We start from the raw sequence: 25260 nt of genomic DNA, 5'->3' as shown, positions 1-25260 counted from the left end.
AAGCGCCGGTCAGCGGGCGCGTGGCCGCGTCGGGGACGTGCACCGGGCCTCCCGTCAGACCGTCGCGTAGGCGACGATGCCGCGGCGCACCGCGTCCGTCGCCCGTCGCGCGGTCTGGGCGAGCTCCTCGTCGCCGGCGTTCCGGACCTGGTCCAGGAGGTCGATGACCTGCTTCGACCAGCGCACGAAGTCGCCAGCGGGCATGTCCAGGGTCCGGAGCACGTCGTCGAGCGCGGAGCCCGACGCCCAGCGGAACATGCCGACCGACATCGCCGGGGTCGGCGGCTGCGAACCGGCGAGCCGCGCGTCGCGCTCGATGTCGTCGAGCCGCGCCCAGATGGTCAGCGTCTCGTCGAGCGCCGGCCGGAAGGCTCCGCGGGGCAGGGCGTGCTCGGTCCCCGGGGCGTCCTCGCGCCGGGGCTGGTACACGATGGTGGCGGCCATGGCGGCGAGCTGCGCCGGGGTCAGTTCCTTCCAGACGCCGGCCTCGAGGCACTCGGCCACGAGCAGGTCGCGCTCACCGTAGATCCGCTGCAGGCGACGTCCGCCAGCGGCGACGGTCGCTTCGTCGTCCCCGGTGGCGACCAGGTAGCCGAGCTGCAGGAGCACGTCGGTGACCCGGTCGAACGTCGTCGCGACGGCACCCGTGCGGGAGCGGATCTGCTGGACGAGCTTGTCGTTGGCGCGCTTGAGCTTGTACCAGCGCTCGGCCCAGCGGGCGTGCGCCTCGCGGTCCGGGCACGCGTGGCAGGGGTGGCGCTGCATCTGCCGACGGACCTCGGTGATCGCCGCCTGGCGCTCCTGCCGGGCGCCGTGCGAGGCCTCGCGACCGCCGGGGACGTTCGTGCGCTCGAGGTCCGACAGGCGCCGGCGGAGCGCGGCGTACTCGGTGAAGTCGCCGAGGTGGCACTGCATCGCGCGCTGGTAGCCGTCGAGGGACTCCTGCTGCGACCGGACCTTGCGTGCGAGGTCGACGACGGAACGGTCCGCCTGGAACTGCGCGAACGAGGTCTCGAGGACCTCGCGCGTCCGCTGCCGACCGAACTGCTCGATGAGGTTCACGGCCATGTTGTACGTGGGCTTGAACGAGGAGTTGAGCGGGTACGTGCGACGGCTCGCCAGCGACGCGACGGCCTGCGGGTCGAGGCCGTCCGACCACTGGATGACCGAGTGGCCCTCGACGTCGATGCCACGGCGTCCGGCACGACCGGTGAGCTGTGTGTACTCCCCCGGCGTGATCGGCACCCGGGCCTCGCCGTTGAACTTCTCGAGCTTCTCGAGCACGACGGTCCGGGCCGGCATGTTCACGCCGAGCGCCAGGGTCTCGGTCGCGAACACGACCTTGAGGAGCTTGCGCTGGAAGAGGTCCTCGACGACCTCCTTGAACGCGGGCAGAAGGCCGGCGTGGTGTGCGGCCACACCGCGCTCGAGACCCTCGAGCCACTCCCAGTAACCGAGCACCGCGAGGTCCTCGTCGAGCAGGGTCCGGCAGTGGTACTCGGCCGTCTCGCGGATCTCGTTGCGCTCGTCGGCGGTCGTCAGCGAGATGCCGGACCGGAGGACCTGACGGACGCCCTGGTCGCAGCCGTTGCGGCTGAACACGAAGAAGATCGCCGGCAGGAGCATCCGCTCGTCGAGCACCTTCGCGATCTGCTCGCGGTACATCTTCTCGGTACGAGGGCCCCGGCGCTCGGGGTAGCCGCCGCGTCCGCGACGACCACGGTGGCCGCCGCCGTGCCGCTCGCTGCGCGAGGCGCCGCCGACGAGTCGGAGCAGCTCCGGGTTCACCCGGTTCGTGGCCGCCGCACCGCTCGAGTCGAACAGGTCGACCATCTTCGAGCCGACGAGCACGTGCTGCTCGAGCGGGACCGGCCGGTCCTCGGACACGATGACGTCGGTGTCGCCGCGGACGGTCTGCAGCCAGTCGCCGAACTCCTCGGCGTTGGACACCGTCGCGCTGAGGGAGACGAGCCGGACCTCGGTCGGCAGGTGCAGGATCACCTCTTCCCACACCGCTCCCCGGAACCGGTCCGCCAGGTAGTGGACCTCGTCGAGGACGACCCACGCCAGGTCGTCGAGCAGGTCGGAGTCCGCGTAGATCATGTTGCGGAGCACCTCGGTCGTCATCACGACGACACGGGCCCGCGGGTTGACGTTCGTGTCGCCGGTGAGGAGCCCGACCTCGGACTCGCCGTAGTCGGCCACGAGCTCGTTGTACTTCTGGTTGCTCAGCGCCTTCATCGGCGTCGTGTAGAAGACCTTCGCGGTCGGCTGCCGCATGGCGAGCCAGATCGCGAACTCGGCGACGATCGTCTTGCCGGCACCGGTCGGTGCGGCGACGAGGACGCTCCGGCCCTGGTCGAGTGCGTCGCAGCCGGCGACCTGGAACGGGTCGAGGTCGAAGCGCAGGTCGGAACGGAACAGCTCGAGGTTGCGCGAGCGGTTCCGGACCTTCGCCGCCTGGTAGCGCTCGGCGGCAGTGGGTCCGGCGGTCATCAGCGTGCGTACTCCTCGTCGAGCTTCGCCTGCTGCTTCGCCAGCCTGCGGTCGTGGAGCCAGGTCACGAGACACGCTGCTGCGTAGAGCACCGTCATCGGGATCGCCAGCAGGAACATCGAGATGACGTCGGCCGACGGGGTCACGATCGCGCAGAACACCAGGATGCACACGATCGCGACGCGCCACGATCTGATGATCGAGCTGGCCGACAGCACCCCGACGAAGTTCAGCAGCACGAGGAACACCGGCAGCACGAACGCGATGCCCACGGCGACGATGAGCTTGATGACGAAGTCGTAGTACGCCTTGGCGTCGACGATCGACGTGTCCTGCGCCGACACGAAGCTGCCCAGGATCCCGACGATGTGCGGCAGGACGTACCAGCCGAACCAGCAGCCCGCGAAGAACAGCGGGATCGCGGTGCCCAGGAACCCGAACACGTACTGCTTCTCGCGCCGCACCAGCGCCGGGACGATGAACGCCCAGACCTGGTAGAGCCAGACGGGGCTCGAGATGACGACACCGATCGTGATCGCGATCTGCAGTCGCAGGTCGAACGCGCCGGTGATCTGGGGGAAGTTCAGCTCGGCCGTGTGGCCGCCGACCTCGGCCAGCTGGGTGACCGGCTGCCGCAGGGCATCGAGCACGAACGGGGTGAGGAACCACCCGCCGACCGCGCAGAGCGCGACCGCGACGACGGCCTTGAAGAGACGGTTCCGCAGCTCGATCAGGTGCTGCCCGAGCGACATGCGACCCTCGGTGTCCTTCTCCGGACGGCCTGGTCGCCTCGCTCGCCCGCTCGCGGTCGTCGAAGCCATGGCCCGATCCTACGGGACCGGGGCCGACAGTCGGGCCGTCGGCGGCGGACCCACAGGCGGACGACCGGACGGGAGGCGCACGGCGGGCCCGCCCCGTGCCTCCCGTCCGTCAGGGTGAGCGGCGGGCGCGGTGCGCGCGCTACTCGGCGGCCAGGGCTGCTTCGGCGAACGCGCGGACGGCGGCACGGGCCGCCGGCGGGTCGAGGACGACCGCGCGGCCCGGCAGGCCGGCCACCAGCCGGACGACCCCGTCGAAGCCGTTCGATGCCGCGAGCCGGATGCGGACGCGGCCGTCTGCGTCCTCGGCGTCGGCGGTGTCCGCCAGGAAGTCCGCGACGAGGGGCAGCGCCGAGCAGTCGAGCTCCACCGTGACGATGACGTCGCCGCCGGACTGCTGGAAGAGCGTGTCCGGGATCACGACGTCGCCGATGGTCTTCTCGGCCGGGCGGTCGTCCACGCGCACGCTCGTCATCCGGTCGAGCCGGAAGGTCCGGAGCGCCTGCCGGTCGAGGTCCCAGGCACGCAGGTACCAGTCGGTGTCGATCGACTCGACGCGGAGCGGGTCGACACGGCGGGTCCCGCCGCGGGTGCGCGGCCCGGCGTACTCGAACGCCAGACCACGACCGTCGGCGACGGCACGGCGGATGGTGGCGAGCGCCGCGTCGTGCAGGTCCTGACCGACCGCGACGTTCGACGCCGCTCCCCCGGCACCGCGGGAGAGCTTCGCCATGAGGGACCGGATCGCGTCCCGGTCGGCGGCCTCGGGCAGCGCGGACAGGTACTGCAGGCCGGCGATCAGCGCCGAGGCCTCACGCGCCGACAGCCGGGGCGAGTCGTCGATCGCCACGAGGTTCGTCAGCACGATCATGTCGTTCTGCTCGAAGTCGTCCCAGGCGATGTCGAACAGGTCACCGTGCTGGTACTGCATCGTCTCGCCGGGCACCCCGGACACCGCGATGAGCTCGACCGCACGGCGGATGCGCTGCTCGGGGACGCCGAAGTGCCGTGCGGCCTCGGCCACGGACACGCGCTCGTGGTCGATGAGGTACGGCACGAGGACGAGCAGGAACGCGAGCTTGTCCTGTGCCTGGAGCGGTTGCTGGTCAGGCACGGGTACCTCCGGCGTCGGCGGTCTGGTCGGCGGCGGCGGTCTGGTCTGCGTCGGCTCGGCCAACCTCCGCGTGGTCGGCGACGAGGGCGCGCAGGCGGGCGACCACGAGCTCGCGGACCGCGGCGGGCTCGAGCACCCGGACCTCGGGACCGAAGGCCGCCAGTTCCTCGGCGAGGATCTGCGGGTCGACGTGGTGCACGACGAGCACGCCGTCGTCGTCGACCTCGGTGCCGCGTCGACGCTGGAGCCGGCGCTCGGCATCGGAACCGGGCACGACCGCGATCCGCGCCGTCCGTTCGGCCCACACCCGGTCCAGCTCGGTCAGGGCACGTTCGGCGGCGCCGGCGGGAGCGGGGTGCTGCCCGACCTGGTGCACGCTCACCGGCCCGACGATCCGCGAGAGCAGGTAGTTCTTCGTGCCGCCGGTGGAGAACTCGTGCGCTGCGAGCATCCAGCGACCGCCGTGCTGCACGAGCGCGAGCGGTGCGAGGTCACGTCGGCGGGGCGCGTGCTCGCCCGGCGTGATGTAGTCGAAGCGCACGGCGGCGCCACGGTCGAGCGCTGAACGCAGGGGTTCGAACGCGGTGTCACGGGCGCGGAGCCGGGGCGAGTAGGCGGCCATGCCGGCGACGCCCTGCGCCGTGGTCGTCCCTCCGTCGTCGGCACCGGCGGACCGGACCTTCAGCAGCGCCCGTCGTGAGTCGGTGGACAGTGCACCCTCGCGCCAGGCCATCGCCGCGAGCGACAGCAGCGCGGACTCGTCCGGGGTGAAGCGGACGTCGAGCGGCAGGTCGTACTCGCCCTTCGGGATGCGGTACCGGAGCGTCTGGTTGTTGCCGGCGGCACCGGGCGTCTCGATCGTCTCGAGCGGGATGCCGAGGTCGCGGACGTCGTCCTTGTCGCGCTCGAACTGCCGCTCGAGCGACGCGTTGTCCCCACCGGACGTGTACCGCTGCCGGTAGCCCTGCACGTTGGCCAGGATCTCCGCCTTGGTCAGCCCGGCCTCGGTCGAGAGCAGCGCGAGCACCAGGCTGAAGAGCCGCTCCTCGGCGGGGACGCGGGGGGCTCGGGTGGCTGGCACGAGCCCGATCCTACGGCAGCGCGGGTGCACCGGAGTGCACCCGCGCGCGGTCGGTGGACGGACCGTCGAGGGTCAGGCGGGCATCTTCCCGAGCACGTCGATGACGTACGCGGTGGTGCCGTCCTGCTGGTGCACGATCGCCAGGACCTGGTCGCCGACACGGTGGCCGAGGACGGCGTTCCGCACGCCGTCGATGACCTGGCCCTTCGCGAGCGGGATCGCCTGTGCGCCCGATCCGTCGGTCCAGCTCGAGCCGACGACGGACGAGTCGCCGTTGCTGCCGGCCCACGAGACGGCCGTGTACTTGATGACCGCGGTGTCCTTCGCGGTGAGCTCCGCCCCAGACCCCTTGCGGAGCAGGTGCAGCGCGTCGTCCTTCGGGGCGCTCCACGACGGGATCGTGATGCCGGGCGCACCCGACGGCGCGAGGACGACGGCGGGCATGCCGTCGCCGGCGAGCTGCGGCGTGCCGGTCGCCCGGGCGTCGAAGGCCTGCTTGACGTCCATGACCGCGATCACGGCGTCCTCGGCCTTGCGCGACGTGCCGGATCCGGCGGTCGCGCTCCCGCTCAGCTCGCTCTTCGGCAGGGCGACGGCGAGCCGGTCGCCCACGTGGGCGCACTCGAGCGCGGTGCCCAGGGGGCCGTAGTTCGCAGCGCCCGCGGTGATCGGGGCGGTCTGCCCGGAGTACCCGCTGGTCTGCGCGACCTGACCGGTGCTGCCGTCGACGAGGGTGTACTCGACGAGGACCGGCGTCCCCTCCTCGATCTGGCGGCCGTCGCCGGAGCGCAGGACCGACACCTGCGTGCCCGTCGTGGTCAGCCCGGACGGCACCGACACCTTCGGCTCCTTGCCGAACGCACCGGACGCCGTCACCGCTGCCGACGCGGCACCGGGAGCCGGGCAGGAGGACGCGGCCGTACCGGCCCCGCTGGCGGCGCACCCCGTCAGGGACGCGGCGAGGCCGATGGTGACCAGGAGTGCGGGGATGGTGCGCACGGACCCTCTTTCCGTTCGGTGCTGGACGGGCATGCGTAGCCTAGCGGTCGCCGTCGGCGGCATCGTGCGAGGCATCCGGGGTGCCTTCGGCGCCGCCGTGCGCGATCCCCTGCGCGTCCGTCCCGGCCTCGGCAGCGGCGACCCTGCGCGCCTGGGCCGCTGCCTGACGGGCGACCTTCCGGAGCTTCTTGTCGCTGGCGGACCGCTCGCCGACGGCGCCGGGGGTCCAGGCCTCGACGTCCTCGTCCGAGAACTCGGCCTTGCCTGCACGACGCTTCAGGTTCGGCAGCACGACGCCGTCGGCGAGGCGTCGGGCGGTCACGAGGAACCCGGTGTGGCCGACCATCCGGTGGTCCGGACGGACGGCGAGACCCTCCACGTGCCAGGTGCGCACGAGGGTCTCGCTCGACTGCGGGTCCGTGAAGCGCCCGGTGTCCCGCAACGCCTCGGCCGTGCGGGACAGCTGCGTGACGGTCGCCACGTAGCAGACGACGAGCCCGCCGGGGACGAGCGCGTCCGCCGCGGCGTCGACGCACTCCCACGGCGCGAGCATGTCGAGGACCACGCGGTCGATGCTCTGCGGTCCGGTGGCGCCGGGGAGCTCCTCGACGAGGTCGCCGACGGTCACCGACCAGTTGTCCGGCACGGCGCCGAGGAACGTGCCGACGTTGCCGCGCGCGATGGCGGCGAACTCCTCGCGGCGCTCGAACGACTGCAGCCGGCCGGTCGGACCGATCGCCCGGAGGAGGAAGAGCGAGAGTGCTCCCGAGCCGACGCCGGCCTCGACGACCCGGGCGCCCGGGAAGACGTCCGCGAAGGCGACGATCTGGGCGGCGTCCTTCGGGTAGACGATGGCCGCACCGCGGGGCATCGACATCACGTAGTCGTTGAGGAGCGGCCGGAGCGCGAGGTACTCGTCGCCGGTGCTCGCCCGGACCACGGAGCCGTCGGGCTGCCCGATCACGTCGTCGTGCCGGAGCACGCCGCGGTGGGTGTGGTACTCGCCGGCGGTCTCGAGCGAGAGCGTCGTGAGCTTGCCCTTCGGGCCGGTGAGCTGCACGCGGTCACCGGCGCGGAACGGACCGCGCGGCGGGGTGTGCGGGGCGCCACCGGCGGTGTGCGGCAGGGCGACGACGTCGTCCTGCGAGGGCTGCTGGGTCTGCTCGGTCATCGGCTCGCCGTCTCGGTACGGGCCGCGAGGGCCGGGCTGGTCAGTTCGACGAGGCGGTCGACGTCCACGTCCGCCAGCGTCGTCAGGTGCACGTCGCCACCGGCGATCTCGGACAGCGGCACGATGTGCTCGACCGCGACGGTGACGGCGCCGGAGGCCACGGCCGAGGCGACCCCGGTGGCCGAGTCCTCGATCGCGATGCACGCGGTGGGGTCGACCCCGAGCTGCGCCGCCGCGGCCAGGTAGGCGTCCGGGTGGGGCTTCGGACGGTCGACGTCGTCGCCGGCGACGACCACGCGGAAGCCACGGGCCCCGAGGGCGTCGGCGGTCACGAGCGCCATCGTGCGGCGGGACATCGTCACCAGCGCGGTCGGGATGCCGCGGTCGTGCAGCTCCTCGACGAGTTCGCGGGCGCCGGGACGCCAGGGGAGCTCACCGCCCTGCAGGCGCTGCGTCACGTAGTCGGTCATCCACAGGACGATCTCCTCGACCTCCATGTCGACGCCCCGGTCGCGGAGGATCTCACCCGACCGCTCGAGCCCGCTCCCGACCAGAGAGAGGCCGTCCTCGTGGCTCCACTCGGCGCCGTACCGGTCGGTCAGCTCGACCTGGGACTGCTGCCAGATCGGTTCGGTGTCGATGATCGTGCCGTCCATGTCCCACAGCACGGCTGCGGGGAGGACGCGTTCGGGGTGCTGGGCGGTCACGGGCGACGAGTCTACCGGGGCACCGACCGGCGCCGCGGTTCCGCTCGGGGCGGACGGAGGGGTGCCCGCGGGCGGCTCCGGCATATCCTGGGTGATCGACCGTGTCCGGCCGCGCGCGATCACCGTGCGCGCCCCGCTCCACCACCAGGAGGCCCCTCCGTGCCACAGCACTCCCCCTTCAGCGACGGCCGACTGCTCGTCGTCGCCTTCGAGGGCTGGAACGACGCCGGCGAGGCTGCGAGCGGCCTCGCCCGCCGGATCGTCGACGCGCTGGAACTCGACGAGCTGCGCGAGATCGACGGCGAGCGGTACGTCGACTACCAGTTCAACCGGCCGGAGGTCGGCACCGCGGAGGACGGTTCCCGAGCCATCCGCTGGCCCCGCATCGTCCTGCACGGGCCCGGCGCCGAGGGGCGTCCGGTCATCGGCGCGGCCGGTTCCGAGACCGAACGCGACGTGTTCGTCCTGGTCGGGCCGGAGCCGTCCCGGACCTGGCGGGGGTTCTGTGCGGAGGTCATCGACCTCGCCGACGTGTACTCGATCGACGCGGTGGTGTTCGTCGGCGCGATGCTGGCGGACGTCCCGCACACCCGACCGATCTCGGTGTTCGTGTCAAGCGAGAACGCCGGTGTCCGTGCGGCGTTCGACGTCGACCGGTCGACGTACGAGGGACCGACCGGCATCCTCGGCGTGCTCTCCGACGCGATGGACACCGCGGGGCTCACCACGCTCTCCCTGTGGGCCTCGGTCCCCCACTACGTGCACAACTCGCCGTCGCCGAAGGCCACCCTGTCCCTCCTCGACAAGATCGAGGAGCTCGCCGACGTCACGGTCCCGCGGGGCAGCCTGCTCGACGAGGCCACCGAGTGGGAGGAGGGCATCGACGCCCTCGCCGCCGACGACGAGGACATGGCGAGCTACATCGGCCAGCTGGAGCAGGCCCGCGACACGGTCGACTCCCCCGAGGCGTCGGGGGACGCGATCGCGCAGGAGTTCGAGCAGTACCTCCGCCGACGCGAGCGCAAGGACGGCAAGGACGGCGGCACCGCCGGCGGCGAGGGTCCGTGGCGGCCCCCGCAGCCGCCGCAGCAGTAGTCGCGACCACGGGACGGACGGGAGGCGCGGTGCCGGCTGGCACCGCGCCTCCCGTCCGTCCCGTCGTCGGCACGCGCTCCGGTCGCACCTCTGGGGTGAGCGGCACGTCGTGCGACCGCGACGGCCACCGGCGGCACGTCGCGCGACCGGGAGAGCGCCTGCCAGAGCCCCCGGTCTCAGGCCAGGCGGATGCCGAGCAGGGCGTCGACGAGGTCGACGAGCTCCGGTGTCGCGCGGGTCCCCGCGGCGATCGCGGTGTCGACGGCGGCGACCGCACCGGGCGTGTCGAGGTCGTCGGCGACACGCGCGCGGATGCGGGCGATCGCATCGGCGGCGTCGTCCTCGTGACCGGGAGCGTCGCCGGACGCCCAGGCGTCCCACGTCGCGAGCCGGGTGGTCGCGCTCGTCAGTTCGCCGTCGAACCACTCCCAGTCGTCCGAGTACCGGTGCGACAGCAGCGCGAGCCGGACGGCCCGCGGGTCGGCGCCGTCGTCGAGCAGGCCGCGCACGGTGACGAGGTTGCCGAGCGACTTCGAGATCTTCGACCCCTGGTAGGCGATCATGCCGGTGTGGACGAAGGCGTTGGCGAGCGGCTGGTGCGCGAGCGCGGCGGCGTGCCCGGCGCTCATCTCGTGGTGCGGGAAGACGAGGTCGCTGCCGCCGCCCTGCACGCTGATCGGCAGGCCGAGCTTGTCGCCCGCGATCACGCTGCACTCGATGTGCCAGCCGGGTCGTCCCGGGCCGAGCTCGGTGTCCCAGCTCGGCTCCCCGGCACGCTCGGCACGCCAGAGCAGCGGGTCGAGCGGGTCGCGCTTGCCGGCGCGGTCCGGGTCCCCGCCCCGCTCGGCCGACAGCACGAGCATCGTCTCGCGGTCCAGGCGGCTCTCGTCGCCGAGCGCCCACGCCTCGGTGGGGCGGTTCACGTCGAAGTAGACGTCGTCGCCCTCGGAGTCGTCGGTCGGCACGTCGTAGGCGTACCCGGTCTCCTGCAGGTACCCGACGGCCTCGGCGATGCGCTCGACCTCGTCGGTCACCGCGACGAAGTCGTCCGGCGGCAGGACGCGGAGTGCCTCCATGTCGCGGCGGAACAGGTCGATCTGCGACGCGGCGAGCTCGCGCCAGTCGACGCCGTCCCGCGCGGCGCGCTCGAGCAGCGGGTCGTCGACGTCCGTGGTGTTCTGCGCGTACTCGACCTCGAGCCCCGCGTCCCGCCAGGCGCGACCGAGCGTGTCGAACGCCAGGTAGGTCGCCGCGTGGCCGAGGTGGGTGGCGTCGTACGGCGTGATGCCGCACACGTAGAGCGTCGCGCCCTCCGCGCCGTGGGTCGGGTCCACGGGCCGCCCGGCCGCGGTGTCGTGCACCACGGGTCGGGGCGCGTCACCGGGGACGGACGGGACGGACGGGACCTGCCAGGCCCTCACGGCTGGATCACTCCGAGCGACAGCAACACGATGAGCACGATACCGAGTGCGATCCGGTAGACCACGAAGGGCATGAAGCTGCGCTTCGAGATGTAGTTCATGAACGCGGCGATGACGACGAAGCCGACGACGAACGCGACGACGGTCGCCACCAGCGTGTCGACGAGACCGAAGGGCGCGCCGTGGTCGCCGAGGCTCGTCGCGGCCTCGTAGAAGCCGGACAGGAACACCGCGGGGACGGCGAGCAGGAACGCGAAGCGCGCCGCGGCCGGTCGGGTGTAGCCGAGGGCGAGTCCCATCGACACCGTGGCGCCGGAGCGCGAGACGCCCGGGACGAGCGCCAGCATCTGGGCGACGCCGATGAGCAGGCCGTTCCGGAACGTCATCTGCTCGATCGGACGGACCTTGCGCCCGACGACGTCGAGCACGCCGAGCACGACGCCGAAGACGATGAGCACGATCGCCACGATCCAGAGCGACCGGAAGGTGGTCTCGATGGAGTCCTTGAGCAGGAGTCCGGCGACCCCGATCGGGATCGTGCCGAGGATCACCAGCCACCCGAGCCGCACGTCCGGGTCGCCCTTCGGCACGTCGCGCCGGACGACCGAGCGGAACCACCGCCCGACGATCCGGGTGATGTCCTTCCAGAAGTAGATCAGCACGGCCGTCTCGGTGCCGAGCTGCGTCACCGCGGTGAACGCGGCACCCGGGTCCTTCGCATCGGGCAGGAAGAGCCCGACGATGCGCAGGTGCGCGCTGGAGGACACGGGCAGGAACTCGGTGAGTCCCTGCACGAAGCCGAGGAAGATCGCCTCGAGGATGTGCATCGAGCGGGGCCTTTCGTGCCGGTCGTCGCGGGTCGCCGCCGAGGGGCGACCCGGCAATGTATCAGTACGTGGCGAGCAGGTCGCCGAGGACGCGCCGCCCGAAGGCGAGGGCGTCGAGGGGCACGCGCTCGTCGACGCCGTGGAACATCGCCGGGAAGTCGACGTCCTCCGGCAGCTGCAGCGGGACGAACCCGTACCCGGCGATCCCGAGCCGCGACATCGCCTTGTTGTCGGTGCCGCCGGACAGCAGGTAGGGCAGCACGGGCGCCCCGGGGTCGTGGCGCTCGAGCGTCCCGCGCACGGCGTCGACGAGGGGTCCGCCGAAGTCCTGCTCGAGGCCGACGTCGCGGTGCGTCATCACGACCTCGACGTCGTCGCCGGCGAGTTCCCGGACCCGCTCGAGCACGGTCTCCTCGTCGCCCGGCAGGCAGCGGAGGTCGACGAGGGCCTCGGCAGCGTCCGGGATCACGTTGTGCTTGTACCCGGCGCGGAGGACCGTCGGGTTGGTCGTCGTGTGCAGCGCCGCGTGGATGAAGCGCGAGGCGGACCCGGTCGCGAGGGCGACCTCGTCCGGCCCGGTCGTCACGGGGTCGACGCCGAGGAGCCGCGCGATCTCGCGGACCATCGCCTCGGTGGTGCCGGAGAGCCGGACCGGCCACTCCTCCGCTCCGATGCGCGCGACCGCGGCGGCCACCTTGGTCACCGCGTTGTCCCGCATCACGTGCGAGCCGTGCGCCGCGGTGCCCCGCGCGACGAGCTTGATCCACATCAGGGCCTTCTCGCCGGTCTGCAGCAGGTAGGCCCGCCGCCCGCCGAGGGTGACCGAGTACCCGCCGACCTCGCTGATCGCCTCGGTCGCGCCGGCGAAGACCTCCGGGTGCGTGTCGACGACGTGGTGGGCGCCGAGCACCCCGCCCGCCTCCTCGTCCGCGAAGAACCCGATGACGAGGTCACGCTCGGGTGCGCCCTGACCTTCGACCACGTCGCGCAACGCCGTCAGCATCATCGCGTCCATGTTCTTCATGTCGACCGCGCCGCGGCCCCAGAGCATGCCGTCGCGCACCTCGCCGCCGAACGGGTCCACCGTCCAGTTCGCGGGGTCGGCCGGCACCACGTCGAGGTGCCCGTGCACGACGAGCCCCGGCTTGTCGGCGTTCCGCCCCGCCACACGGGCGACGACGCTCACCCGGCCCGGCTCCGACTCGAAGAGCTGCGGCGCGAAGCCCAGGTCGCGCAGCTCCGCCTCCACGTACTGCGCCGCCTCGGTCTCGCCGACCGACCTGCCCTCGCCCCAGTTCGTGGTGTCGATGCGGATGAGGTCCCGCGCGATGGCGGCGGTGGCCTCGAGGTCCGGCTCGGTCGGCTGGGCGTCGCTCATGCCACCAACGCTACCGGCAGCCTGCGCCGTGCCCCGCGGCAGTCCCCGCGGCAGCCCGCGTCGGACCCGGTCCGTGCCCTCCCTGCCCCGTCGTTCCGGGGGACTCGCCCGGGATGCGCGCCCGTGTTCATCGTGCGTTCAGAGCCGTGCTAGTGTCTTCTCTCGGCAGGAACGCCGGGAAAACAGCCCGGAACGACAGCCGAACAAGTGAATGACACCCTGTCCGGGTGGCGGAATTGGTAGACGCGCTAGCTTGAGGTGCTAGTGCCCGTATTAGGGCGTGGGGGTTCAAGTCCCCCCTCGGACACAAGAAGAGAAGAGCCCCCTGGCCTGTCGGCCAGGGGGCTCTTCTCGTCCGTGCTCGCCCGGCGATCATCGCGGGCCCGATGACCCGATGCACGCGCATCGTGCGACATCACCGCTGTCGAACGACGAGCGCGGTGTCGCAGGAGGCGCGCGGCGCGAGGGCCTCCGCCCCGCGTCTCAGTGACGCCGCAGGCGACGCACGACCAGCACCAGGCCGCCGAGGGCGGCGAGCCAGCCCCAGTTCGCCACGACCGGGTCGAGCAGCTGGTGGCGCCCGTCCCGTCGCGAGGAGCCCAGACGCGTCGAGACGGGCCGGTTGCCGAGCTCGGCGCGCCACCCGGTCTCGTGCACGACCCGGTCCGGTCGGCCGCGGAGTGCGTCCGTCACCCGGTGGGTGGCCACGTCGATCCGGTCGCCCAGCACGAGGAGCAGCCAGTGCGCCAGCCGTCCCTCGCTGTACCGGGCGTAGGCGAACCGCTTCACGACCCCGGCGAGCCCGGACAGCGGTTGCGCCGTCCCGAACACCGGCGGGACGTGCGCGTGCTCGACGGACCGCTCGCGGCCCTCGCCGCCGGGCTGTGGCTCGGGGACGTCCCAGTGGGCACCCGAGGCGAGTCCGACCTCGCGGGAGAGCTTCGGCACCGACGGACGGTCGGCCGGGTCGAGGTCGCTCCCCCACCCGGGGATGCGCTCACGGAGCTCCGCCGACGGAGGCACACGTCGGGGCGGGTCGGCGATGTAGGGCGTGTGGTCGGTCACGGGTGTCTCCTTCACGGCACGATCACCGTCTTGATGCAGTCGTCGAGCTTCGCCGAGAACAGGTGGTAGGCCTCGTCGATGTGCTCGAGCGGGACCCGGTGCGTGATGATGTCGCTCGGACGGAAGTGTCCGGCCTGGATGTGCTCGAGCAGCCGGGGCCACTGGCGCTTGACCGGCGCCTGGTTCGTGTGGATCGTCAGGCCCTTGTTCATGGCGTCGCCGAACTTCACCGCGCTCGGGATCGGTCCGTACGCGCCGACGGCGGAGATCGTCCCGCCCTTGCGCACACCGTCGATCGCCCAGTTGAGCGCCGTCGGTGACCCGCCCTGCAGCTTGAGCTTCGACGCCGTGACCTGCTGGGTGAAGTTGCCGTCCGCCTCGGCACCGACGGCGTCGATCACGCTGTCCGCTCCGAGGAAGTCGGTCTGCTGCTTCATCTCGAGCACGACGTCGTCGACCTCGGCGAAGTTGATGGTCTCGGCGTGGGCGAAGGTGCGCGCCTTCTCGAGCCGGTACTCCAGCTGGTCGATGACGATCACGCGGCCGGCACCCATGAACCACGCCGACCGAGCAGCGAACAGCCCGACCGGGCCGGCGCCCAGCACCACCACGGTGTCGCCCTCGCGGATCGAGGCGAGCTGTGCGCCGAAGTAGCCCGTGCTCAGGGCATCGGTCATCAGGAGGGCGTCCTCGGCGTCCAGCCCCTCCGGGATGACGGACGGGCCGACGTCGGCGAACGGTACGCGGACGCGCTCCGCCTGCCCGCCGTCGTAGCCGCCCGTGGTGTGCGAGTACCCGTAGATGCCGCCGACGGCCGTCGCGTTCGGGTTCACGTTGTGGCAGTTCGAGAACAGCCCCCTCGCGCAGAACCAGCAGGAGCCGCAGTAGACGTTGAAGGGCACCATCACGCGGTCGCCGACGGCGAGTGACGCCACCGACGAACCGACCTCCTCGACCACGCCGATGAACTCGTGGCCGAAGGTGTGCCCGACGCAGGTGTCGGGCATCATGCCGTGGTACAGGTGCAGGTCGGAACCGCAGATCGCGGCCCGTTCGACCCGGACGACGGCGTCGTTCGGGTGCTCGATCCGCGGATCGGGCTTCTCCTCGACACGGACCCGGTACGGTCCGCGGTAGGTCATGGCACGCATGGGCGCTCCTCTCGTTCGTGGAGCCCACGCTCGCCTCGGTGCCGTGCGAGGCGATCCAGGACCGCGCGATCTGAGCAGAACGACCGGGACCGTCGACGGCGGACCGGCGAACGGACGGGAGGCGCGGTGCCGACCGGCACCGCGCCTCCCGTCCGTCCGTCACGAGGTGACGTCGACCTGTGTCAGCTCTTGGATGCCTCGACGAAGTTGCGTCGCGGGTCGGTCTCCTTGATGAGGCTGGTCGCGTCGCGGCCGGACACCGCACCGGTGATCCAGCCGATGACGATGCGGACCTTCCGGTTCAGCGTCGGCATCGCGTACACGTGGTACGAGCGGTGCGCGAGCCAGGCGAGCAGGTTCGTCATCTTGACACCCTTGATGTTGCCGGCGCCCTTGCCGACGCCGTACGAGGCGACGGTGCCGATCGACGGGTGGCGGTACTCCTCGAGCGGCTTGCCCGTGATGGTGGCGACCACGTTGTCCGCGGCGACGACGGCCTGACGGACGGCGTTCTGCGCGTTCGGCGGGTAGTACGCCGGCTGCTTCTCGGCGGTCAGGTCGGGGACCTGCGCGACGTCGCCGAGGCCCCAGACACCCGGGACGACCTCGTGCGTGTCCTCGGCCTCGACCTGGAGCTTCGCGTTCGCAGCGAGGTGGCCCTTCGGACCACGCGGCAGGTCCGTGGCGTCGAGGAGCGGGTTCGGCTTGACGCCGGCGGTCCAGACGAGCAGCCCGGTGGCGAACTCGTCGCCGTCGGAGAGCTTGATGACCCCGCCCTCGGCGCTCGGCATGGTGGTCTTCAGACGGACGTCGATGCCGCGGGCACGGAGCGACTCGAGGGTCCACTTCGAGAGCTCCGGGCCCACCTCGGGCGCGACGCGGTCGAGCGCGTCGATGAGCACCCAGCGCGGCTGCTCACCGGCGAGCGACGGGTAGGTCTTGATGGCGGCCTGCGAGACGTCGAAGAGCTCACCGATCGCCTCGACGCCGGTGTAGCCACCGCCGACGAAGATGCTCGTCAGCAGACGGCGACGCTCGTCCTCGTCACGGGTGGCAGCGGCCTTCGCGATGTTGTCGAGGAGCTTCGCGCGGACGTAGGCGGCCTCCTCCACGGTCTTGAAGCCGACGCCGTACTCCTCGAGCCCGGGGGTCGGGAACGTACGGGTCACCGAGCCGAGCGCGACGACGAGCTGGTCGTAGCCGAGCGTGCGGTCGTCGCCGCCGGCCGTGGCGATGGACACGGTCTTGTCCTTCGACGAGATGCCGGTGACCTTGCCCTGGATGACGCGGGTCTTCTTCAACGCGCGACGGAGCTCGAAGGTGACGTCCTTCGGGGCGATGTGCCCGCCCGCGACCTCCGGCAGGAACGGCAGGTACGTGTAGTACGTGTTCTGGTCCACCAGCGTGATCCGCATCGGCACGGTCGCGGCGTGCTTCTGGAGCTGCTTGACCGTGGTGTAGCCGGCGGAGCCGCCGCCGAGGACGAGGACGTGAGGGATGGAGTCTGCCATGCACCCGGTCTACCGGAAGAACCCCTGTGACGTCACCAAGCCGCGCCGCCCGGTCCGTGCACCGCAACCGGATCGCTCACCGGGCGATCACCGTCCGGGCGGACGGTCCTGCAGGCGCCACCAGGCGGTCTCGGCCAGCTCGGGGCCGGTGTGGACGCCGTGCTGGGTGCGACGGGACTCGGTGAGCGAGAACCGGCGCAGGCGGTACCCGCCGCCGAAGCGGTCGATGATCGCCTCGGGTGAGGACTCCGGCGTGCGCTTCACCAGCCACGTGCGGTCGTCGACGGGCTCGATCACCGTCGGTTGCCGATCCGCGAGCGCAGCACGTCGATCCGCTTCTGGATCTGTTCGATGCTCGCCTGCGCCACGGCCGGCCCACCGCTGATCCGACGGAGCTCGGCGTGGATGGCCCCGTGCGGTTCGTTCGCGTGCCGGGACCAGATCGAGACGAGCCGTGCGAGCTCGGTCCGCTGCTCCTTGATGGTCTGGTACATCGGGCGCGACTCGTCGGGCTTGGGCTTGGGGAGGCCGTCCTTCGCCGCGCGGCCCTTCGACCGCTTCGCCTGGGATGCCTGACGGGCCCGCAGGAGATCGCGCACCTGGTCGGGTTCGAGGAGCCCCGGGATGCCGATGAAGTCGAGTTCCTCGAGCGAGCCGACCTCGCCCCCGGTGCCGAACTCGCCGCCGTCGTAGAGCACCCGGTCGAACGACGCCTGCGAGTCGAGCGCCTCGAACGGCTGCACCTCGAGCAGGCTCTCGGACGCCCGGTCCTCCTTGTTGGCCTCGGCGACCATGGCGTCCTCGGGGTTGTACATCCCGTCGTCGCTGTCCTTCGGCCGGTCGAGGGCGTGGTCGCGCTCGAGCTCGAGCGACGCCGCGAGGGCCATCAGCCCGGGCACGCTCGGCAGGAACACGCTCGCGGTCTCGCCGCGGCGGCGGGCCCGGACGAAGCGCCCGATCACCTGCGCGAAGAACAGCGGTGTGCTCGCGCTCGTGGCGTACACGCCGACGCAGAGCCGGGGTACGTCGACGCCCTCGGACACCATGCGGACGGCGACCATCCAGCGCGAGGTGTCCTCGGCGTACGCCTGGATCCGGCTCGATCCGGCGGCCTCGTCGGAGAGCACCACGGTCGGTCGCTCGCCGGTGATCTGCTGCAGGATCCGGGCGTAGGCGCGCGCGGTCGTGGTGTCGGTCGCGATCACCAGGCCGCCGGCGTCCGGCACGCCGCGACGGACCTCGGTCAGCCGCTTGTCGGCGGCCGACAGCACGGCGGGCATCCACTCGCCCTCCGGCGAGAGCGCGGTCCGCCACGCCTGTGCGGTGATGTCCTTCGTGACCTGCTCGCCGAGGGACGCCGACATCTCGTCGCCCATGCGCGTCTTCCACCGCATCTGCCCGGCGTAGGCCATGAACAGCACCGGGCGGACGACGCCGTCCTTGAGCGCGCGGCCGTACCCGTAGTTGTAGTCGGAGATCGAGGTCCGGATGCCCTGCTCGTCGGGGGCGTACTGCACGAACGGGATCGGGGCCGTGTCCGACCGGAACGGGGTGCCGGAGAGGGACAGCCGACGGGTCGCCTTCGTGAAGGCCTCGCGGATGCCGTCGCCCCAGGTGAGTGCGTCGCCGCCGTGGTGGACCTCGTCGAGGATCACCAGCGTGCGACCGCCCTCGGTGATCTTCTGGTGGACCTCGGGGTTCATGCCGACCTGCGCGTAGGTGATCGCCACGCCCTGGTAGTGCCGCCCGAACATCCCGTCGCCGTTCTTGAACATCGGGTCGATCCGGATGCCCACGCGGTCGGCAGAGTCCGCCCACTGCCGCTTGAGGTGCTCCGTCGGGGCCACGACGACGATGCGGTCGACGGTGCCGCGGGCGAGGAGCTCCGTGGCGAGGCGGAGCGCGAACGTGGTCTTGCCGGCGCCGGGGGTCGCAGCGGCGAGGAAGTCGCGCGGCTCGGACTCGAAGTACTTCGTGAGCGCCTCGACCTGCCACGCACGGAGCTTCGACGCGGTTCCCCACGCAGCCCGCTCCGGGAAGGCCGGTGACAGGTGCTCGGCGGCCGCGTTGCCGGCGTTCTCCGCCTGGACCACGGCCTCGTCGTGGGGTCGGGCAGCGCCCGGCGCGGCCGGTTCACCACCGACCGCGGACTGCTCCCGCGTCGCCCGGTCGTCGCCGTCCGGGGCGTCGCCCCACAGCGTCGCGGGCTGCTGCTGGTCGTCGTACTCCGCTGCGCTCACTTCACGCGATCCTACCGTCAGGCCGGGTCCTGCCGGGCGTGCGGCGGACGCTGCTCGGGCGTGCCGCGCACGAGCGAGGCGGGCCGGAGCACGCCGGCACCGAAGCGTGCGGCGACCGCGTCGACCGTCGTCTCGGTCTCCCGCCACGGCGCGTCGTCGTCCCACAGCGCGTTGCTCGCCGCTGCCGGGACGAGGTTCTCGCCGCGCACGCCGATCAGGCGGATCCGGTTGCCGGGCCGGTGCAGGACGTCGTAGAGCTCGACCGCCTCGTGGTGGAGCCGCTTCGCCACATCGGTCGGTTCGGCGAGCGTCCGGGACCGGGTGAGGGTGCTGAAGTCGGTGTACCGCACCTTGAGCGCGACCGTGCGGGCCTGCACGCCGGCGCGGCGCAGGCGCACGGCGACCTTGTCGGCCAGGCGCAGGAGCTCGCGGGCGACGTCGTCACGCTCGGTCAGGTCACGTCCGAAGGTGACCTCGTGCCCGATCGACTTCTCGCTGACGCCGGTGTCGACCACGCGCGGGTCGCGGCCCCAGGACAGGTCGTGCAGGCGCTGTCCGCCGGCGGGACCGAGTGCGGCGACGAGCGACGGCAGCGGCGTGTGGGCGAGGTCCCCGACCGTACGGATGCCACGGCGCTCGAGCTTCTCCTGCGTCGTGCCGCCGACGCCCCAGAGCGCCGCGACCGGTTGGGGGTGCAGGAAGGCCACGGTGTGCGCGGCCGGCACGACGAGGAGCCCGTCCGGCTTGGACCGGCTCGACGCGAGCTTGGCGACGAACTTGGTGGAGGCCGCGCCCACCGAGCAGTGGAGACCCGTCTCGGCGAGGACCGCGGCGCGGATGGCGGTGCCGATCTGCCACGGGGTGCCGTAGAGCCGGAGCGCACCGGCGACGTCGAGGAACGCCTCGTCGATCCCGAGCTTCTCGACCTTCGGGGTGAACTGCCCGAAGACGCGCATCACCGCGGCCGACTTCGCCGCGTACTTCTCGAAGTGCGGCTCGACGATGACGGCGTTCGGGCACCGGCGCTTCGCCACGGCCATCGGCATCGCCGAGTTCACGCCGTAGCGACGGGCCTCGTACGTGGCGGCGGTGACGACGGAGCGGTCCGAGTCGTGTCCGACGATGACGGGGAGCCCGCGCAGGTCGGGACGGTCCAGCAGTTCGACGGAGGCGAAGAAGGCGTCCATGTCGACGTGCAGGACCGTCGCCGTCACGTCGTCGACCGGACGCTCGGAGACGAGCCGGTTGCGTCCGTCCTGCTTGCTCACCCGGCGATGATGCCACGCACCACCGACACCCGGCCGGGCTCCGGCTCAGGCGAGCGGCCCGAGCTCCGCGGCGGCGATCGTCCGCGCCGCCGAGTCCCGCGTCGACGGGTGGTACTGCCCCGCTCGGACGTCCCGCGCGAGCCGGGCGAGTTCCGACGACGCCCGGAACGCCGAGCCGCCGGCGAGCCGCAGCGCCTCGTCCACGACGTGCTGCGCCGCGTCCACCGTCCGCGCCTTGGTGCCGACGAGCAGCGGGAACCAGCGGGGGCCGAGGTCGTCCAGCTCGTCGACCGACCGGGCCAGGGCGGACACCTGCAGGGCGACCGCGTCGACCGCGCCGCGCAGGTCGGCGACCGCACGGCGGACGTCGGGGTCCTGCGACCGCGGAACGCCGTCGCGCCCGCGTCGACCGGACACCGCTGCGACGGCCAGTCCGAGCGCCCCTTCGGCGATCCCGATGTACACCGACGCCACGAGCAGCTCGAAGGCCGCGAACACCCCGAAGACGAGCGGGTCCTGCGTCGGACCGACGGGGAGCACCCGGACGATCCGCGACGCCGGCACGTGCACGCCGTGCAGCAGCGTCGTCCGGCTCTGGGTCGCGCGCATCCCGAGCGTGTCCCAGTCGTCGAGGTGCTCGACGTCGCCGTCGGACCGCAGCACGAAGCCGTGCACGAGCCGTGGCTCCGGACCACTGGTGTCCTTGCCGAACACGCTGAGGACGTCCCACGCCGGGGCGAGCGAGGTGGACACCTTCGTGCCGGTGAAGCGGTAGCCGCCGTCGCCGTCCGGCTCCGCCGTCGTCGACGAGTCGAACAGCACGGCGTCGTTGCCCGGTTCGCTCACCCCGAAGGCGAGCAGGTGGTCGACCGCCGCGTGGTCGGTGACGGTCTGGAGGAACGACCCGCCCCGCGCCGTGACGGCGCGCGCCGCCTGCACCCACACCTGGTGCATCCCGAGCCCGAGCGCGGTCGCCGGCGCGGCCTGCGCGAGCCGCCGCTGCAGGGTGCTCGTCGCGGCGAGGCCGAGCCCAGCGCCGCCCTGCCCGACCGGGACGCCGATGCGCAGCCAGCCGGCCGCGCGCAGCTCCTCGAGGTCCTCGGCGCAGAACGCGTTCTCGGCGTCGTACCGCGGCGCGCGGGCGGCGATCCGCTCCAGCAGGTCCTGCGACAGCGTCCACCCGGGTTCGTCGGCCAACGTCATGCCACGAGACTACGGTCGGAGGCGTGTCAGCTCGTCATGCGTGGTCCAGGTACGTCGCGATCGGTGACTCGTTCACCGAGGGGATCGGTGACCCGGACCCCACCGTCCCCGGCGGCAACCGTGGGTGGGCCGACCGCGTGGCCGAGGTCCTCGCCGGACGGGCGGACGGGTTCGCGTACGCCAACCTGGCGATCCGCGGGCGCCTGCTCGGGCAGATCGTCGACGAGCAGGTCGAGCCGGCCCTCGCGCTCCGCCCCGACCTCGTGACGGTGTCCGCCGGCGGCAACGACATCATCCGCCCCGGCTCGGACCCCGACGAGCTCGCCGAACGGTTCGACGGCATGGTCGGGCGGCTGCGGAGCGACGGCGCCACCGTCGTGCTCTTCACCGGCCCCGACGTCGGCATGACACCCGTGCTCGGCATGGTCCGCGGCAAGACGGCGATCTACAACGAGAACCTGCACGCGATCGCGCTCAAGCACGGTGCCCTCGTCGCCGACATGTGGGCGCTCCGGGTCCTCCGCGACCCCCGGATGTGGGCGCCGGACCGCCTGCACCACTCCCCGACCGGCCACGCGACCGTCGCCGCGGCCGTGCTCGACGCCCTCGGGGTCGAGCACGGGCTCGACCCGGTGACGCCGGAGCCGCTCGAGGCCAGACCGTGGCGCGAGGCCCGCGTCGAGGACCTCGGGTGGGCGCGCGAGTACCTCGTCCCCTGGGTCGTGCGGCGCATCCGGCACACGTCGTCCGGCGACGGCATCAGCGCGAAGCGGCCCGACCTGCAGCCCGTTGACGTGACGTCCGACACGCCCTGACCCGGAGTGCACCCTCGGTCGGAGGCCGCACCCCCGTGTGCGCGGCGCGGTGTCCGCCAGGGGGCGCGATCGGTCAGTCGACCGGGCGGCGCAGCGTGAGCGGCCCGTCGTGCAGCGGCTGCGTGGTCCACTCCCCCGTCGCCGTCCCCGCGGTCGGGTCGAGCCGGAGCCGGGCGGCGTGCGGGGTCTCGACGAAGCGGACGACGACCTCGACGGTGCCGTCGGGTCCGGTCGCACCGCTCGTGGCGAGCGGCCCCTCGACCGACCACGCGCCCTGACCGACCGGGACCGACAGCAGCCCGCCGTCGACGTCGACCGTGAGTCGCCAGCCCTCGGCGTCGGACTCCAACCGGAGCCCCTCGAGCACGCCGTCGGACTCGTAGGACCCGGCCACGGCGTCGGCCAGGCGACCGCCCTGCACCGGGGGCAGCCCGAGGGAGGCGAGCCGTGCTTCCAGACCGGGGTCCGCGTCGACACCGGCGGCCGTGCCCGCAGCGCCCTCGTCGCCGTCCTGCGGCGCGATCGCCGGCAGCAGGTGCTGCCAGGCCGCGTCGAGCACCGCCTGCATGTCGAGCGACTGCCCGGTCAGGGCGAGCACGACGTCCTGCTCCGGCAGCACGACGCAGAACTGGCCGTACGCGCCGTCGCCGCGGAAGCCGTGGCGGGCCATCCAGAACTGGAAGCCGTAGCCCTGCCGCCAGTCCGCGTTCTCCTCGTGGGGGTTGTCGACCTGCGTGCTCGTGGCGGCGTCGACCCAGTCCTCGTCGAGGATGCGCTGCCCGTCCCACACGCCCCGCTGCAGGTACAGCTGGCCGAGCGCTGCGACGGCGGCCGTCGGCGCGTACGCACCGCTGAACCCGAGCTCGGCGCCCGTGTCGTCGCGCTTCCACGAGAGGTCGTCGATGCCGAGCGGGTCGAGCAGGCGCGGGCGCAGGTAGTCGACGAGGGACTCGCCGCTCGCCCGGCGGACGATCGCGGCGAGCGTGTACGTGCACGGCTGGTTGTACGCGAAGACCGTGCCGGGTTCCTCGTCCGGCGGGGTGAGGAGGAACCCGCGGACCAGGTCCTCCGGGTCGGTGGCCTCGGCCCGCTGCAGGGTCTCCTCGCGGTGCCCGGACGCCATCGCGAGCAGGTGTCGGACCCGGATCCGGCGACTGCGCTCGTCGGTGACGTCCGCGTCGAGCTCAGGGAAGCACGACAGCACCGTGGCGTCGAGGTCGACGAGCCCCTCACGGACGGCGATGCCGACGGCAGCGGCGGTGAAGCTCTTGCTGAGCGAGTAGAGCAGGTGGACGCGGTCCGCGGCGTAGGGGGCCCACCATCCCTCGGCGGCCACCCGGCCGTGTCGCAGCAGCACGATGCTGTGCGGCTCGACGTCCGGTGTCGACTCGAGGGCGTCGAGGAACGCGGTGATCCCGCGTGCGTCGATGCCGAGGGCGGACGGGGTGCTGCGCGGGAACGTCGTCGTCACGCTCGAGAGCCTACGCGGCGAGCCCCCAGCGCTGCGGTGGCGACGCGGGGTCGAGCGACGTGGAGGCCGCGCGCGGGGCTGCGCCGGCGGCGGCTGCCGACGGACTGGTCTCGACGCCGCGGAACGGGTTCGTCCAGCGCCACCAGAGCCCCGGGTCCTCGATGGAGCGCTCGAGCTCGAGCGGCACGGTCACGGGGTCGTGGTGCTCGATCGAGAACCGTACGGAGCCGACCCGCTCGCCCCGCTCGCCGAGCGTGACGCTGTCGAGCCGGGTGCGTGCGGTGACCGTCGTGTCGCCCCAGACCAGGACCTCGGCGGCATCGGCGGCCACGGCGTCGGCGTCGTCCCGCCAGGGCGTCGAGTAGGTGCCGAAGGTCTGGCCGGCGTGCGTGAGCGTGACCGTCTGGAAGTTGTCGGCCACCGAGCGGAGCAGGCGGCGGACGTCGACGTCGAGTGACGGGTGGTCCCTGCCGCCGAGCATGACACCGACGACGGTGACCTGCCGGCCCCCGCGCTGGTACGTGGCGGCGAACAGCAGGCAGGCCCCCGCCTCGTCGAGCGTGCCGGTCTTGATCCCCTCGATGCCGTCCATCCCGAGGAGCTTGTTCGAGTTCTCGATCTCGCCCGCCCCGGGCACGGTCACCTGCTCCGTCCCGACGATCTCCTTCACGACGGGGTCAGCCAGTGCGAGCTGTCCGAGCCGCACCAGGTCGGTCGCCGTCGAGCGGTTCGCGGGGTCGAGGCCGGTCGGCTCGTGGATCGTCGTGTCGTCCAACCCGTGCTCGTCCAGCCAGGCCGAGGCGGCGCGCTCGTAGCCGTCCATCGACCCGAAGGCCCAGAGCGCGAGTGCACCGGCGTAGTTGTTCGCCGACTTCATCAGCATGACCTGCATGGTCTGGTGCTCGGACAGCCGCAGGCCGTCCGGCATCGGCGCCACCTCGCCGTTCTGCGCCAGGTACTCGGCGTAGAGCGCCTGCATCTGCGCGTCGAAGCGGATCGTCGGGCCGGACTCCCCGCGGTCGAGCGGTCTCGCATCGAGCACGACCAGGGCCGTCACGACCTTGGTGATGCTCGCGATCGAGCGGGCCTTGGTGTCCCCGCTGGTGCGCAGGCTCTCCGGGAACCCGGTGGCCTGGACCGCGGTCGCCCCGTAGCCCGGGAACCGCAGGTCCGGCAGGGTCGAGGTCGGGGCGGAGTACTTCGTCGTGGTGGCGCTCGCCGGCGCGAACGGCACGACGGCGACGGCCACCAGGTACCCGACGGCGAGCAGGAGCACCGCGACGACGCCGATCGTCACGGGCCTCCTGACGGCGGAGCGGGGGCTGCGGACGACACGGGGCACGGGAACCGAGGGTACCGGGCAGTCCCGGGGTGCCGGCCGACAGCGAGCCGCCGGTCGTCCCCCGACCGTCGTGTGACGAACACGTAA

At 72.4% G+C, this 25260-nt stretch carries 21 protein-coding genes and 1 tRNA gene; 3 read left to right on the top strand and 19 right to left on the bottom strand.

Annotated features, from left to right (window positions below; genetic code table 11):
* Nucleotides 1–54 precede the first annotated feature (54 nt).
* From M3677_RS07935 to M3677_RS07905, 7 genes are all read right to left on the bottom strand, one after another.
* Nucleotides 55–2496 (bottom strand): RNA helicase, encoded by a 2442-nt coding sequence (locus M3677_RS07935; protein ID WP_066654346.1) that lies wholly within the window; start codon nt 2494–2496, stop codon nt 55–57.
* A complete protein-coding gene (gene tatC, locus M3677_RS07930; protein ID WP_307810342.1) occupies nt 2496–3317 on the bottom strand; it encodes a twin-arginine translocase subunit TatC in 822 nt (273 codons plus the stop codon). Before tatC ends, M3677_RS07935 begins: the two co-directional genes overlap by 1 nt.
* Before the next feature lie 139 nt (nt 3318–3456).
* Nucleotides 3457–4428 carry a YafY family protein gene (locus M3677_RS07925; RefSeq protein ID WP_066654356.1) on the bottom strand — a complete coding sequence of 324 codons (972 nt, stop codon included), beginning with the start codon at nt 4426–4428 and terminating at the stop codon, nt 3457–3459.
* Nucleotides 4421–5509, bottom strand: coding sequence for a YafY family protein (locus tag M3677_RS07920; RefSeq protein WP_251160212.1), 1089 nt, complete (start codon nt 5507–5509; stop codon nt 4421–4423). The genes M3677_RS07925 and M3677_RS07920 overlap by 8 nt, the downstream gene beginning before the upstream one ends.
* 72 nt (nt 5510–5581) lie before the next feature.
* Entirely contained in the window at nt 5582–6508 is a 927-nt protein-coding gene (locus M3677_RS07915; protein WP_251160211.1) for an FKBP-type peptidyl-prolyl cis-trans isomerase, read from the bottom strand.
* 40 nt (nt 6509–6548) lie between these two features.
* Entirely contained in the window at nt 6549–7679 is a 1131-nt protein-coding gene (locus tag M3677_RS07910; protein ID WP_251160210.1) for a tRNA (adenine-N1)-methyltransferase, read from the bottom strand.
* Nucleotides 7676–8386 (bottom strand): HAD family phosphatase, encoded by a 711-nt coding sequence (locus M3677_RS07905; RefSeq protein ID WP_251160209.1) that lies wholly within the window; start codon nt 8384–8386, stop codon nt 7676–7678. Before M3677_RS07905 ends, M3677_RS07910 begins: the two co-directional genes overlap by 4 nt.
* A gap of 159 nt (nt 8387–8545) precedes the next feature.
* Here M3677_RS07905 and M3677_RS07900 point away from each other — a divergent pair, with 159 nt between their 5' ends.
* A complete protein-coding gene (locus M3677_RS07900; RefSeq protein WP_066654364.1) occupies nt 8546–9481 on the top strand; it encodes a proteasome assembly chaperone family protein in 936 nt (311 codons plus the stop codon).
* Between the two features lie 176 nt (nt 9482–9657).
* On the opposite strand, the gene mshC is transcribed toward M3677_RS07900, so the two are convergent.
* The 3 genes from mshC to M3677_RS07885 form a co-directional block, all read right to left on the bottom strand.
* Entirely contained in the window at nt 9658–10902 is a 1245-nt protein-coding gene (mshC, locus tag M3677_RS07895) for a cysteine--1-D-myo-inosityl 2-amino-2-deoxy-alpha-D-glucopyranoside ligase (RefSeq protein ID WP_251160208.1), read from the bottom strand.
* Complete coding sequence (locus M3677_RS07890; RefSeq protein WP_209682544.1) at nt 10899–11729, bottom strand: undecaprenyl-diphosphate phosphatase; 831 nt, start codon at nt 11727–11729, stop codon at nt 10899–10901. The genes mshC and M3677_RS07890 overlap by 4 nt, the downstream gene beginning before the upstream one ends.
* A gap of 61 nt (nt 11730–11790) precedes the next feature.
* A complete protein-coding gene (locus M3677_RS07885; RefSeq protein WP_251160207.1) occupies nt 11791–13107 on the bottom strand; it encodes a M20/M25/M40 family metallo-hydrolase in 1317 nt (438 codons plus the stop codon).
* Between the two features lie 221 nt (nt 13108–13328).
* Between M3677_RS07885 and M3677_RS07880 the strand changes: the two genes are divergently transcribed.
* A tRNA-Leu gene (locus M3677_RS07880) sits at nt 13329–13414 on the top strand.
* A 176-nt stretch (nt 13415–13590) separates the two neighbouring features.
* On the opposite strand, the gene M3677_RS07875 is transcribed toward M3677_RS07880, so the two are convergent.
* The 7 genes from M3677_RS07875 to M3677_RS07845 all read right to left on the bottom strand — a co-directional run bounded on the left by M3677_RS07875 (nt 13591) and on the right by M3677_RS07845 (nt 21545).
* A complete protein-coding gene (locus M3677_RS07875) occupies nt 13591–14172 on the bottom strand; it encodes a hypothetical protein (RefSeq protein ID WP_251160206.1) in 582 nt (193 codons plus the stop codon).
* A gap of 11 nt (nt 14173–14183) precedes the next feature.
* On the bottom strand, nt 14184–15323 hold the full coding sequence (locus M3677_RS07870) for a zinc-dependent alcohol dehydrogenase (protein WP_251160205.1): 1140 nt from the start codon (nt 15321–15323) through the stop codon (nt 14184–14186).
* A gap of 182 nt (nt 15324–15505) precedes the next feature.
* Nucleotides 15506–16834, bottom strand: a complete 1329-nt coding sequence (locus tag M3677_RS07865; protein WP_066654372.1) for an NAD(P)/FAD-dependent oxidoreductase — start codon at nt 16832–16834, stop codon at nt 15506–15508.
* An 87-nt stretch (nt 16835–16921) separates the two neighbouring features.
* The gene (locus M3677_RS07860) at nt 16922–17131 is read right to left on the bottom strand and encodes a hypothetical protein (protein WP_066654373.1); all 210 of its coding nucleotides are present in this window, start codon (nt 17129–17131) and stop codon (nt 16922–16924) included.
* Complete coding sequence (locus tag M3677_RS07855; protein WP_251160287.1) at nt 17128–18927, bottom strand: DEAD/DEAH box helicase; 1800 nt, start codon at nt 18925–18927, stop codon at nt 17128–17130. Before M3677_RS07855 ends, M3677_RS07860 begins: the two co-directional genes overlap by 4 nt.
* Nucleotides 18928–19091: 164 nt before the next feature.
* Complete coding sequence (dinB, locus tag M3677_RS07850) at nt 19092–20342, bottom strand: DNA polymerase IV (protein WP_251160204.1); 1251 nt, start codon at nt 20340–20342, stop codon at nt 19092–19094.
* Between the two features lie 45 nt (nt 20343–20387).
* On the bottom strand, nt 20388–21545 hold the full coding sequence (locus tag M3677_RS07845; protein ID WP_251160203.1) for an acyl-CoA dehydrogenase family protein: 1158 nt from the start codon (nt 21543–21545) through the stop codon (nt 20388–20390).
* 23 nt (nt 21546–21568) lie between these two features.
* Between M3677_RS07845 and M3677_RS07840 the strand changes: the two genes are divergently transcribed.
* The gene (locus M3677_RS07840) at nt 21569–22360 is read left to right on the top strand and encodes an SGNH/GDSL hydrolase family protein (protein ID WP_066654378.1); all 792 of its coding nucleotides are present in this window, start codon (nt 21569–21571) and stop codon (nt 22358–22360) included.
* A gap of 73 nt (nt 22361–22433) precedes the next feature.
* Here the strand turns inward: M3677_RS07840 and M3677_RS07835 are convergent, their stop codons facing one another.
* Nucleotides 22434–23831, bottom strand: coding sequence for a serine hydrolase (locus tag M3677_RS07835; protein ID WP_066654379.1), 1398 nt, complete (start codon nt 23829–23831; stop codon nt 22434–22436).
* A gap of 10 nt (nt 23832–23841) precedes the next feature.
* Complete coding sequence (locus M3677_RS07830; protein ID WP_144411301.1) at nt 23842–25173, bottom strand: D-alanyl-D-alanine carboxypeptidase family protein; 1332 nt, start codon at nt 25171–25173, stop codon at nt 23842–23844.
* Nucleotides 25174–25260 lie beyond the last annotated feature (87 nt).

The organism is Curtobacterium sp. P97, from assembly GCF_023712445.1.
Classification (GTDB): domain Bacteria; phylum Actinomycetota; class Actinomycetes; order Actinomycetales; family Microbacteriaceae; genus Curtobacterium.
The sequence above is the reverse complement of the archived record's forward strand: the minus strand, read 5'-3'. Positions and strand labels throughout refer to the sequence as shown.

Excerpts from the sequence above, each read along its gene's own strand:
- M3677_RS07935 (WP_066654346.1), bottom strand. The coding sequence starts at position 2,496 with ATGACCGCCGGACCCACTGCCGCCGAGCGCTACCAGGCGGCGAAGGTC.
- tatC (WP_307810342.1), bottom strand. The coding sequence starts at position 3,317 with ATGGCTTCGACGACCGCGAGCGGGCGAGCGAGGCGACCAGGCCGTCCG.
- M3677_RS07910 (WP_251160210.1), bottom strand. The coding sequence starts at position 7,679 with ATGACCGAGCAGACCCAGCAGCCCTCGCAGGACGACGTCGTCGCCCTG.
- M3677_RS07890 (WP_209682544.1), bottom strand. The coding sequence starts at position 11,729 with ATGCACATCCTCGAGGCGATCTTCCTCGGCTTCGTGCAGGGACTCACC.
- M3677_RS07885 (WP_251160207.1), bottom strand. The coding sequence starts at position 13,107 with ATGAGCGACGCCCAGCCGACCGAGCCGGACCTCGAGGCCACCGCCGCC.
- M3677_RS07870 (WP_251160205.1), bottom strand. The coding sequence starts at position 15,323 with ATGCGTGCCATGACCTACCGCGGACCGTACCGGGTCCGTGTCGAGGAG.
- M3677_RS07865 (WP_066654372.1), bottom strand. The coding sequence starts at position 16,834 with ATGGCAGACTCCATCCCTCACGTCCTCGTCCTCGGCGGCGGCTCCGCC.
- M3677_RS07845 (WP_251160203.1), bottom strand. The coding sequence starts at position 21,545 with ATGACGTTGGCCGACGAACCCGGGTGGACGCTGTCGCAGGACCTGCTG.